8 protein-coding genes and 2 pseudogenes are annotated in these 11,740 nt (G+C 58.3%); 4 read left to right on the top strand and 6 right to left on the bottom strand.

Annotated features, from left to right (window positions below):
• Nucleotides 1–235 precede the first annotated feature (235 nt).
• The gene (locus ABIA96_RS36165; RefSeq protein WP_354141664.1) at nt 236–634 is read left to right on the top strand and encodes a hypothetical protein; all 399 of its coding nucleotides are present in this window, start codon (nt 236–238) and stop codon (nt 632–634) included.
• 189 nt (nt 635–823) lie between these two features.
• Here the strand turns inward: ABIA96_RS36165 and ABIA96_RS36160 are convergent.
• A pseudogene (locus tag ABIA96_RS36160) lies at nt 824–2,183 on the bottom strand (transposase).
• Between the two features lie 261 nt (nt 2,184–2,444).
• Here ABIA96_RS36160 and ABIA96_RS36155 point away from each other — a divergent pair.
• Nucleotides 2,445–3,527, top strand: a complete 1,083-nt coding sequence (locus ABIA96_RS36155) for a patatin-like phospholipase family protein (protein ID WP_354141663.1) — start codon at nt 2,445–2,447, stop codon at nt 3,525–3,527.
• A gap of 53 nt (nt 3,528–3,580) precedes the next feature.
• On the opposite strand, the gene urtA is transcribed toward ABIA96_RS36155, so the two are convergent.
• The 4 genes from urtA to ABIA96_RS36135 form a co-directional block, all read right to left on the bottom strand.
• A complete protein-coding gene (urtA, locus tag ABIA96_RS36150) occupies nt 3,581–4,870 on the bottom strand; it encodes an urea ABC transporter substrate-binding protein (protein ID WP_354141662.1) in 1,290 nt (429 codons plus the stop codon).
• Nucleotides 4,867–6,765, bottom strand: coding sequence for an adenylate/guanylate cyclase domain-containing protein (locus tag ABIA96_RS36145; RefSeq protein WP_354141661.1), 1,899 nt, complete (start codon nt 6,763–6,765; stop codon nt 4,867–4,869). Before ABIA96_RS36145 ends, urtA begins: the two co-directional genes overlap by 4 nt.
• 387 nt (nt 6,766–7,152) lie before the next feature.
• The gene (locus tag ABIA96_RS36140) at nt 7,153–7,527 is read right to left on the bottom strand and encodes an oxidoreductase dimerization domain-containing protein (protein WP_354141660.1); all 375 of its coding nucleotides are present in this window, start codon (nt 7,525–7,527) and stop codon (nt 7,153–7,155) included.
• Nucleotides 7,458–8,600 (bottom strand): FAD-dependent oxidoreductase, encoded by a 1,143-nt coding sequence (locus ABIA96_RS36135; protein ID WP_354141659.1) that lies wholly within the window; start codon nt 8,598–8,600, stop codon nt 7,458–7,460. Before ABIA96_RS36135 ends, ABIA96_RS36140 begins: the two co-directional genes overlap by 70 nt.
• A gap of 152 nt (nt 8,601–8,752) precedes the next feature.
• Between ABIA96_RS36135 and ABIA96_RS36130 the strand changes: the two are divergent.
• Nucleotides 8,753–9,527, top strand: a pseudogene (locus tag ABIA96_RS36130) (helix-turn-helix domain-containing protein).
• 672 nt (nt 9,528–10,199) lie between these two features.
• Here ABIA96_RS36130 and ABIA96_RS36125 read toward each other — a convergent pair.
• Nucleotides 10,200–10,466 carry a hypothetical protein gene (locus ABIA96_RS36125; RefSeq protein ID WP_354141658.1) on the bottom strand — a complete coding sequence of 89 codons (267 nt, stop codon included), beginning with the start codon at nt 10,464–10,466 and terminating at the stop codon, nt 10,200–10,202.
• A 489-nt stretch (nt 10,467–10,955) separates the two neighbouring features.
• Here ABIA96_RS36125 and ABIA96_RS36120 point away from each other — a divergent pair, with 489 nt between their 5' ends.
• Nucleotides 10,956–11,096: a hypothetical protein gene (locus tag ABIA96_RS36120; RefSeq protein WP_354141657.1), complete on the top strand. Its 141-nt coding sequence runs from the start codon at nt 10,956–10,958 to the stop codon at nt 11,094–11,096.
• Nucleotides 11,097–11,740: the final 644 nt, after the last annotated feature.

Here is an 11,740-nt window from a genome sequence, read left to right as displayed (position 1 = left end):
CTAGAAATTACATCCAACTCTACCGCGCCGCTCCAAAAACGATCGGCGGAAATATGAAAATTCTCCATTTCAAGGTTTTTCAGCAGACTGTTAGATCCGCGAAAGGTCCGCTTACTGGTCGCACCCGGATGTTGCTCAAAAGCGATACGAAAGGCCACGTCGGGGTGCTATGCTCGTCCGCGCCGAAGAGACCCGCTTAGCGACAAAGCCTATTGACCATTAATTGGAGAGTTTCATGAGAACTTTTAATCCGTTGGTGCTGTTAGTACTTCTCGTTGCGCAATCGGCCTCGACCCAGGCTGCGGATTTGAGCGGAGCATGGACGGACGACGCCGACGCCTGCGCCAAGGTCTTTACCAAGAAGAATAACAAACTTGCGTTCACGGGAGATGCTGATCTCCACGCGGGCGGTTTAATCGTCCAGGGAAGGCAAATAACCGGCACATTTCAGAAATGCACCGTCAAATCGTTCCGCGATGACGGGTCGAATTTGAAAGTAATCGCGGCGTGCTCGGACGGTGTCGCGGTTTCAGACGTAGCATTCGACGTGAAAATCACCGGAGAGAATACGATCACACTCAGCTCCAAGGAGCCGGTGCCGGTGGAAATGTTGTACGTTCGCTGCCCGATGTGAAGTCCGCGGCGAGGTTGACGAGCCAAGCGGCCCGGCGGACCGCGACAACATTTTGCGAGCCCGTGTAAAGATAGCTGTAGCGTCTGCATGGTGTCGTAGACTGGACTTCCGCTCCGGGCCGATTCTGTTGAAAAAGGCTGCAGCAATCCGATGTATAAGCGCCAGCGTGGATGCGAGCGAACGGCTGTATCAGTCTTTATATGCGGGCCTGGTGGTTTGCATCGGGATCAGCTTGGCCATCTTGCGAAGGTTCTGGGCGGTGGCCGCGAGAGTGAACTCGTCGCGCGCGCCGTTTGGACCTCGTAAGCGTAAACGGTCGAGCTTGAGAATACGCTTGAGGTGCGCGAACAGCATCTCGATCTTCTTGCGAAGCCGACGCGAGGTGCGCCCCTCCCACGAGCTTGCGATCTGGCGGGCCATGTCGCGAGCGCCCTCGTAGATCGAGCGGGGCACCCTTCGTGAGGCCTGCTTGGGACGGCACCGGGACTTCAATGCGCAGCGATCACAATCGCGCTTGCTGGCCAGGTAAAGAATGGTAGCGCCATCGTTCACGAGCGTTCCGGTCGTAGTCGGAACTTGCCGCCGGGGCAGTGATAGACGTCCTCGGCGTGATCATAACTGAAGTCATCGCGCGAGAATATTCCGTCTGTGCGGGCCGACTTGTCGAAGACGGTCACGTGCGGTTCGATGCCGTGCTCGTAGACCAGCCAGGCCAGCATCTCAGCCGAGCCATAGCCGCTGTCGCCGAGGAGCCGGCTCGGATAGAGATCGAACCGTTCCAGCGAACGCTCAATCATGCGCTTGGCTGCCAGCACCTCCGCCTGCCGGATGGCCGTCGTCGCCTCGACATCGACGATGATCGCGTTCTCGATGTCGACTAGGTAGTTTGTCGAGTAAGCGAAGAAGGCTTGACCGCCGTGCGCCCCTGTCCAGCGCGCCGCTGGGTCCGAGGGTGACACGAACTTCGGCGTGACTTCGGTCGCTGCTCCGAAAGCAGCATCATCCAGGACGGCCAGATACTCATCGATCGCTCGGCCCGCGGCTCCCGGGGAAGGCCCCTTTCGCCTTCGATCCCATTCTGCCGGTTGGCGTCGGCCTTGATCAGGCTCGCATCAACTGCGAAGCCTTCACCGCCAACCAGCCGCTCCCTGATGCAGCGGCGCAAGACGCTCTCGAGCACGCGACGGAACAGATCACTCTGCCGGAAGCGACCATCACTGTTCTTGGAGAATGTCGAGTGATCCGGCACCGCTCCATCCAGACCGAGCCGGCAGAACCATCGGTAGGCTAAATTGAGATGGACCTCGTCGCAAAGGCGCCGCTCTGATCGAATCCCAAAGCAGTAGCCAATCAGGAGCATCCGGATCATCAGCTCGGGATCGATCGAAGGCCGACCGATACTGCTGTAGAAGGGGGCTAGATCCTGCCTGATCTGCTCAAGGTCGACAAATCTGTCGATCGACTGGAGCAGGTGGTCTGCGGGGATATGCCTTTCGAGCGAGAACTCATAGAACAACGCAGCCTGTTCGACTTGCCGATGCCCCATCATGATCATCAGTCCTGCCAACTAGACAGACTGAATCACTGCTACCTCTGAGTCTCAACCGCCGCCTTTTTCAACGAAGTCGGCCCGATTCGGAAGTGCGGCGTTCTGATACCAAGCGGCCGCCGTTTGCCGTTTTTGCATAGCCCGAGGAAAGACCCTGCGGTAGGTTCTCCCAGTGGACATGTGGGGACTGCACCTGCGAATATTCCTATCGTTGTTATTGAATGCCTTGTGCATGCGGGCGACCAGGGTTGCGGTTCGGCAATGGCTACTTCAGAGCGGAAGTCGGCGGAAACGCCCGAGGCAACTGGGAGAGCCGGTCACGAACCGGCATTCTCCAGGACCGTCAATCTGGCTCTCCAAGGGGGCGGAGCGCACGGTGCGTTTACCTGGGGTGTACTCGACCGACTCCTGGACGAGAAAGGCCTCGCCTTCGAGGGGCTCAGTGCGACCAGCGCCGGTGCGATGAATGCGGCGGTCTTTGCCTATGGGCTTGCGATCGGCGGTCGCGAAGGGGCACGCAAAGCGCTTACCGACTATTGGAAGCGGGTCAGCGATGCGGCCAGGTCCGGGCCGTTGCAGCCAAGTTTTATCGACCAAATGCTGGGGGATCACAAGCTGACCTGGTCGCCTGTTTTCTCCCTTATGGGGTTCGTGACACGCGTTCTATCGCCATATGAGTTCAACCCTTCAGACTATAACCCGCTTCGTGAAGTGGTCGAGCAATCGATCGATTTTGACGTGTTGGGGCGCCCGGACTGCCCGGTCAAGCTCTTCCTCTCTGCGACGAACGTTCGAACTGGCAAGGTGAAGGTCTTCGCCGGAAAGGAAATTTCAATCTCTGCCGTGATGGCTTCGGCATGTCTTCCCACGATGTTTCAGGCGGTCGAGATCGACGGCGAAGCTTATTGGGACGGTGGCTATATGGGAAACCCGGCACTCTTCCCGCTGATCTACGACTGCAAGAGCACCGACATTGTCATCGTTCATATCAATCCGCTGTTTCGTAATGAGGTGCCGCGCACCGCTGTCGATATTTTGAACCGCATCAACGAAATCAGCTTCAATTCGTCGCTGATGCGGGAGATGCGGGCGGTCAGTTTCGTCACCAATCTTGCCACGCAGAAACGCCTCGTCGGTGAAGGGCTGAAACATGTGCTGATCCACAGCATCGCCGACGACGAATTCATGGGTGCACTTAGTCCCACAAGCAAGTACAACGCCGATTGGGACTTTCTCATTTTTCTTCGCGACCAGGGGCGAAAATGTGCGGGCGACTGGCTCGCGAAACACTTCGTCAAACTGGGTGTCGAGTCGTCGGTAGACATCCATAAATTCTACCTCTGAATATCGTGATCGTTGTGGCTTGATGTCCGGTAGCCCGAAAACGCCGAGAGCCCTCACCATTCCTTGAATGTCGGCTCGGTGCACCCCCCGCAGACCCAGGGAAAGGTCCAATCAGCCGTACGCTTGGCGCTTTCGGGAAGGTACCTGCTCCAGGCGTCCGCGCGCACTGGGTTGAGTGACTGCCAAATGATGTCAAATGCCCCGGAAGAATTTATTTTGCCTATCACGACCGGCTTGGAAAGATGATGATTAGTGTTCATCACGACCTCGAAGCCGCTCGGCGCCTTGATTCTCTGACCATACATGGCCTGGCGAACCGCATCGACGTCGGTGGTACCCGCTTGGACAACGGCTTGCGCCCACATCCTGAAGCCAATGAAGGTGGCTTCCATCGGATCATTCGTAGTTTTGTCTCGTTGCTCCTTGAAATCCGCCCACATTTTCACGAAAGCTTCGTTCTCTGGTGACTGGATAGACCGGAAATAATTCCAGGCAGCCAGATGCCCGACGGGGAAATTGTCAGCACCGAGCAATTCTCGCTCGCCGATCGAGAAGGCCATGACTGGAATTGCCTTGGCGTCTACCTGTTGGTCTGCGAGCTCCTTATAGAAATAGGTGTTTGCATCTCCGTTGATGGTTGATATGACCGCGGTCTTTTTTCCCTCCGAGCCGATGGCTTTGATCCGCTCGACGATTCCTCGCCACTCGGAGTAGCCGAACGGCGTATAAATCGTCGTAATATCGTCTGGCGATACGCCCTCGGCGGTCAAATACGCGCTCAAGATCCGGTTTGTCGTGCGCGGATAGACGTAGTCGGTGCCGAGTAGAACCCACCGGCGAACTTCGCCTCCTTCCTTGCTCATCAGATATCGAACCGCCGGAATTGCCTGCTGATTGGGCGTGGCTCCCGTGTAGAAGATGTTGCGCGAGCTCTCTTCGCCCTCGTATTGCACGGGGTAGAAGAGCAGGCCGTTCAACTGCTCGAAGATTGGCAGAACGGATTTGCGGGAGGCGGAAGTCCAGCAGCCGAACACGACTGCGACCTTTTCCTTCGTGAGCAATTCCCGAGCTTTTTTGGCAAAGGCATCCCAATCGGACGCCGGATCAATGACGACCGGTTCCAATTTCCGTCCGAGCAGCCCACCTTTCCTGTTCTGGTCGGCTATCAGCATCAGAACCGTGTCTTTAAGTACTGACTCGCTGATTGCCATGGTGCCGGACAGAGAATGCAAAATGCCGATTTTGATAGTGGCTTCGTCTGCGCGAACCGCCGGACCGACGAGCAGGAACCGCAAGACGAGCAATCCAAGAACGACAACTCGCAGGACCGAAGCTGACTTCATGTCGATGCCCCGACGAGCTCGAAAACGCGTGTTTCCTTGGTCATGCCCTTGGCCAGGACCGACTCCAAAGCTCTGAACTGGAAACAATGTTGAGCCCGCAAATAGACGCCTTCGCTCACAAGGATATTGGTCCCAAACTGCTTGTTCAGGCCTTCGAGGCGTGCCGCCAGATTCACCGTATTGCCCAGGGCTGTGTAGTTCATGCGCTCCATCGAGCCAAGATTGCCGACGACGGCATCCCCGACGTGAATGCCAAACCGCGTGAAGAATGGTTTTAGATCTTCAGCTTCAAAATGAGAGTTGAGTTTGTCACACGCCGCTCTGCCCGCAAGGGCGGCCCGACAGGCCCGCTCAACGTGGTCAGGCTGCGGATTGGGTGCGTTCCAGAACACCATCACCGCATCACCAATGAATTTGTCGACCGTTCCGCCTTCGGCGAGGAACGCTTCTGTAAGCACGGAGAAATAGCGTGACATCTGGTGCATGAGGTCGTCCGGATCGGCGGACTCGGCGATCGCCGTGAAATCCCGAACGTCGGTGAAAACGACGGTAATCTCCGCTCGGACCCCGCCAAGCTCGGTGGAGATGGAATTGTCGATGATCCCCCGGACGATTTCCTTGGGGATGAAGTGCGCGAACGACCATATGGCGCGCTGCGCGAGCTCCATGGCGTCGCCGAGCTCGTGAATTTCCTTAATGCGCGATGCGACTGGCGAGGGGTCGGGCGCAGCCAGCGTCTGAAGCTTGACCGCCTGAGCCGTTATGTTTTTCAGGGATCGCGACATTCTGCTGCTAAATATCCAAACGACGGGAACGAAGGCGGCGCCGACGATAGTTGCGAGCAACAGTCCGGTAAACTGCAGGCTCCGGACATTTTGAGCAAAGTCATCCTGGGCCGCGAGCAGCAAGATGTTGGCGTTGTACTGCTCGCCCACACTGAATTTTGCCATCCTGAACAGATAATCCCGCCCCTGGTCGTCGCGGACGCTTCCTTCATAGCGGTCGCGACCGCGCGATGTTCGTAAGGCTGCCGCCACGACGCCGGTGTTGATCTCCTTGACGTTTGGCAATTGTCGTTGGGACGGATGTGTCATCGCATCGACAACGAACTGCGCGAAGTCGGGATGGGCTATGAGCGAACCCATTGAGTCGAAAATCAGCACGATACCGTGCTCCCCGGGCCGTTGCGCCTGGACGAAATCGCTGAAGGCGTCGAGCTTGAGATCCGCGGCAAGGACACCGGGCACTTTCCCTCGCAAGGGCGCGCTAATCGTGATCACGGGTGCACCGATGCTAAACGCAAGGTACGGCGACGAGACCAGCGGACGGTCGGCTTTCATCGTGTCGCGGTACCAGGGCCGCTTGCGCGCGTCGTATCCGAATTTCCATAGATCAAGCTGTCCGACTTCGTTGCCTTGCCGATCTTCAAAGATTCGTCGCATTGGAAGTTCGCCATTCTGCGCAGGGCGGATCAAATTGATTGCAACGGTGGCCCCAGGCGTCGCACGAAGCCTCTCGCGTTGTTCATCGTTGAGGTCGCCAATGCGCCGCACCTGCAGCCAGGCGCCATTTTCGAAACCGGCATAGATACTGTCCATTTGGGGCAGTTCCTGCAGTGCGGCCTTGAAAAGTGGGATCGCCGGGCCCGTCTCGGTTCTCTCGTTTGAATCGGCTACGCTGGAACTGGTCGCCAGTACATGCGCCAACGAAGCTATCGCGGTGATCTCCGTCTGAAGACGTCCCAAGGCCTTCGAGCTGGTTGCGTCCATATAAGCGGACGCAGCTTCCTTCGTTGCCCAACGAAGCGCCCGGACCTGAATGGCGATCAGCAAAACAGCAAGAGCGACGATAAAAGCCATCACCGCGAAGGTGAGTGAGGTTCGAAATGTCAACATTCCGCGTGCGCTCCCAATCGTTAAGGGTGCAGCCGGTAAGTCTCGTCGCTGCGCAACTTGCGACTGATGACCATGAGAAGTCACGCACCACGGTCTCAATGCGGTCCATAATGAATTCACTCGATCCTGCCGGCTATGCGGTTTCGGCAAATGAACAGCAGTGATCGCAGCTTGACGCCAGCACAGCCTGAGATGCGATTGCAGCGAACGGTCCAGCACAGGTCGCGTGGGCGCAGACCCCGGCCGTGACACCGTCAGGCGGCAGGAAGCCGAACATTATCTTTACGTCTTCGGCGACTTCGGTTACGGCGACAGGCGCCTATTTGGGTGGTGAAGCCCCGCGGAATCTTGCGCGCCGGGGCAACCGCGTCGGATGGCCGCAACAGGTCAGGACAGCGCCTTGCTGGCGGGGCTTCCGGCCATGCCCGATTGGTAGAGTGCCGCATACTCCGGATCGAGTTTGTATTTTAGGTCCCGCGCTGCCATAAGGATGATCGCCGAATAGGTCGGGAACGCGAGTTCTAGGTCAGCTACGTGCTCCACCGTCAGTCCCCCGGCCATGATCGTGGCCATCAGCTGCACAGTTTCTACGGCGCGTTCGCCGACGATATGCGCGCCCAGAAACTTGTGTGTCCTGCGGTCCGCGATCATTTTGCAGAAGCCAGCTGTGCGGTCGTCAATGATCGCGCGAGTCAGATCCTCGCACCACATGACAGAGGTTTCATAATCGGTTCCGGCGTCGCAGCATTGCTGTTCACGCAACCCGATCGCACCGTATTCCGGATCTGTGAAGCTGCCGGTAGGAACCAATGTATGCGCGTGTTCTTAGTCCCGGCGTCGGTCACAGCGTTGACCGCAGCGACGTGGCCTTCATGCGTCGCGCCGGAAACTAGCATCATCTGTCCGGTTACGTCCCCGGCAGCATACAGTTTGGGAACGTTCGTGCGCAGATACTTGTCAACTTTGATGTAGGAGCGAGCGATCTCGACGCCAAGTTCCTCCAAGCCGATCCTGTCGGCGTTTCCGATCCAGCCCACACATAGTAAAATTGCATCAGTTTTGATACTGCGGCTTTCGCCGGCTTCCTTGTAATGCAGCACCGTGCCGCCACTCATGCCCGTGCTCAGGCCGTCGATGCTGTCGATACCGGACCGGATGCGGATGCCGCGGGCCGCGAATTCCTTTACCATGACGACCGACAGTAGCTCGTCCTCTTGCGGCATGATGCGCGCCTTGAGGTCGATCATGTGCACTTCGGTGCCGAAATGGGCGAGGATGGAGGCGATCTGACAGCCGGTGTGACCTGTGCCGACGATCGCTATGCTGCGGGGCATGGCTTTCATTCGCCAGATGTCGTTCGGAATGATAGCGAGCTCCGCGCCGGGCAGACGAATACTCCGCGAACGGCCGCCGACACAGACGATCGCCGCATCGCCTTCCACGGTTGTTCCGTTGGCAAGTCCGATGGTGGTGGGCGACATGAAGCGTGTCTCGCCGACGTTTTCGTGGATATCAACCCCGAGCTTGCGAGCTTCTTCGGCAATTTCCTTGCGAGCGTGGAGGGCTTCCACGACATTGAAGAGGCGGCGCAGCGCCGCGGGCCAATCCAACTCGGCTTCGGTCGCGCGCAGACCATAGACGCCGAGTTGGCCGCTTTCGCGCTTAAGGCGCGCGGTGTGGGCGAGGACGCGGGCGGGCAGCACACCGCTGTTGGTGCTGACCCCACCGAGTCGACCAGAGTCAATGAGTACGGCCTGGGCACCCATACGGGCGGCGGTGCGAGCGGCGGCGACCCCGGCGGGGCCGCCACCAAGAACCAGTGTGCGCCTGGACATGATTGCTCCCTTGCGACTGATTGGACTCGTCCGTTATCCGGAAATATCCCCCACGAGACTAGAGCGTTTTCCGACCTGGCGGAATCGAAAGGGATTCCCTTACGAGGCAAATCGTGATTCATCCTGAGGGCTGGTGATGGAGGCCAGCCCCCATGGCTAAACCGCTTTCGCCGGACCTTCGCCTTCGCATTATTCGGGCCGTGGAAGATGAAGGCATGAGCTGTCGGGGCGCCGCCGGCCGGTTCGGCGTAGCGCCATCGACAGCGATCGAGCTGGTTAGCGAGTGGCGAAGCACCGGCGCCTATGAGGCGGGAGCGCAGGGCGGAGACCGGCGTTCAGCTCGGATCGAAGGTCATGCTGCGGAGATCCTCGCCCTGGTCAAGACTACACCTGACATGACGCTGGCCGAGATCGCTGACCATCTCCTCAAAGCCCATGGCGAGCGTTTCGTGCCGAGTGTGGTCTGGCGATTCTTCGATCGCCGCAACATCACGTTCAAAAAAAACGTCACACGCCAGCGAGCAGGATCGGCCGGACGTGGCCGCTGAACGCGCGGCATGGAAGGCATCTCAGCCTGAGATCGGCATCCATCGCTTAGTGTTCATCGACGAGACAGGAGCTTCGACCAAAATGGCCCGGCGCTATGGCCGTTCGCCATACGGCCAGCGCTGTGTTGCAGCACTCCCGCATGGTCATTGGAAGACGACGACCTTCGTCGGCGCGCTGAGAGCGACCGGCATGACTGCGCCTTATTCACCCGACCTCAATCCGATCGAAATGGCCTTCGCAAAGCTCAAAGCCGCCCTTCGAAAGGCCGCCGCCCGATCAATCGAGGCTTTGGACAATGCTATCGCCCTCGCCTTGGCCGCCTCCACTGCCCAAGAGTGCCTGAACTTCTTCGCCGCTGCCGGTTATGATCGTATCTGATCAGAATCTGCTCTAGCTACTTCCCTTCGCAAAATTAGCTACGCTTTGCCCCGAGTCCAGAATCGAGCGGTCCACGGAGAACTGCAAGGTCGAATGGGACTGGCGCTTGACTTGATGTCCGTCAGCAGTCCGATCCTAAGTGGGCAGAGTCGGCCCGCGCTATGCGAAAACGGCAGAGGCCGCGGGGATTGCAACGGCGACCGGATGTCAGCTGGGGGGCAATCGCTACAGGGCGATTGCGGCCCGGCCAACCCCGGAGTCCGCTTTGCCCAGAAAACCGACCTGATTTCCAACGACTACTCTGGTTCCTGCTCATCGGCTTCCTAACCAGGCCGACGCCGGGCAAGTCCGTCCCCGCCGGGGACGGATTCCTAGGGCAGGTTACGTTCGGGACTGCATCCCCGACCTAGAAAGGCTGCTCACCTTTGACTTCCGGCGCAGGCTAAACCCTTCCCCCCACTTCCGTTCACCGCGCGTTCGAGGGTGAGGTAGCCACATCGGAAACGTTCTTCCGTCAAATGCGGAGTGGATGCGACGATCTTTGCGCGTTGTCGTCGGCGAAATTCCTCCGATTCCCGCTTATACCTTCGGTCCCAAGCAGATTCGTTTCCCATGTCCGCCAGCGGCGAGTTCGAGTCGTCTGCGAACGCTCCCCATTTGGTACTAAAGGACTTAACGTCCATCGGCTATTTTCCTCTCAGCAGAGCATCGAATCCTCGCTCTTAGGTCCAGATCTCCCTGCCAAATCGCGCCGCTATCAAGAAACAACACGCGACCCAGGGTCACGAGCATGCGTCCCTGCTCCGTGGGAATCTGCGTCTGAACGAGGTCCGGCAGGCCGGCGACCAGACGCGCACTTGTTGGTCTTCGATGCATGGTCATGATTGCGACGAAGCGCTCGGAAGGCAAGTTTCCCTCCAGGTCGATCAGCTTCGGCATCATCGAACGCCCGAGGGTATCCCAGCTACGTTGTTCGGCAGGAAGCCACACCTTATCCAAGCGTAGCGACCAACATTATCCGCCGCCAAATGTATCCTGTCGATTCCGATCGAGACACGGAGATCGGCAGCGTTTTGCATGAAGGCGCGACCGAGACCGTGCTTCTGATGAGCGATGGGGATGGTTATGCCCTCCGACGATCGAGGAAGCCAAGATCAGGGCTATCCGGGAAAAGACGAGTGTGTCGGCGGTGGTCGAGGAATTGCTACAGGGGTGGCTGGACGGGACCTATGAATTGAGGAAGTAACCATCGCCGTCGGGGCCTGCTCGGCGCTATTCCGTGTTACAGTCCGGCTGTTTATATTTCTAACAGGTTCGAATGACGCCCGCTGGATGCGGGCACTAAGGCCGGCCTGGGTAATGAGCGACGGTTTGAACGAGGGGTGGTGGGCGACACCGCGAAGCTGATGGCGCATCGGGATCGTGTCAATGCTTCGTCGCGACCCGTTGCTGGTGGTGAGGGCGAAGGTCGCCCATGCCCGCCAGGCCGATCAGTTCGCCGACTGGCCGTTCGTGCGCGAGTGGCAAGATCCGCTTCCGCTACCGATCGAAGAGCTTGCATCAAGCTGATCAGCCGCTACCGCGAGATGGTACGGCTGCGCGATACTTCGCCGTTCTATCTTGCTGAGGGCAACGATCTATGAGTTTGAAGTGCTCAGCAAACCTTTGCGGAGACACGAATTGGCGCTCCGGGTGCGTGCTATTTTGGACGGTCCTACCGGGAGCGGTCGAGTATATCCCGTGGTCAGAAATATCTTGAGCTGTGGACTACGCTTGAGAGCTTCCCGTGTGAAGGTCAGGCCCACGATTGACGCCTTATGGAATTTTGCGTTAGGCCAAATCCTCCGGTTTCGCCCCGAGGTTGTTTAGCCAGCTGGCAGATGCCGCAGCTCTGGTGTCATCGTCGGCGATTGCGAGATCATGCAGTACATTGGCGGCCGCAAACGGTATTGCCTCAAGTCGAACGAACGGTTTGCGCGCAAGCCAGTCGCTAGTCTTAATTACCTCATCAGGCGAGGGAAAGGCATTTGTCTAGCCGGCCGTCCCAGAGACGGATTTCGAAGCAACGACCTCTGACATCTTTGCTGATCTGAGCAGAGGATAACCGTGGAGTTGAGACGTATCCCTCCGGCGGAGACCGTCTTGTTCGGTGACCGGCTTCCGAGGAAGCATGTGGCTTTAAGGCTAGCCTTAAGGTCGGTAGATGCGGGTAG

Origin of the sequence: Bradyrhizobium sp. LB11.1 (assembly GCF_040549385.1) — a bacterium.
Classification (GTDB): domain Bacteria; phylum Pseudomonadota; class Alphaproteobacteria; order Rhizobiales; family Xanthobacteraceae; genus Bradyrhizobium.
Note: the sequence above shows the minus strand (reverse complement) of the source record. Positions and strands in the feature narration are given on the sequence as shown.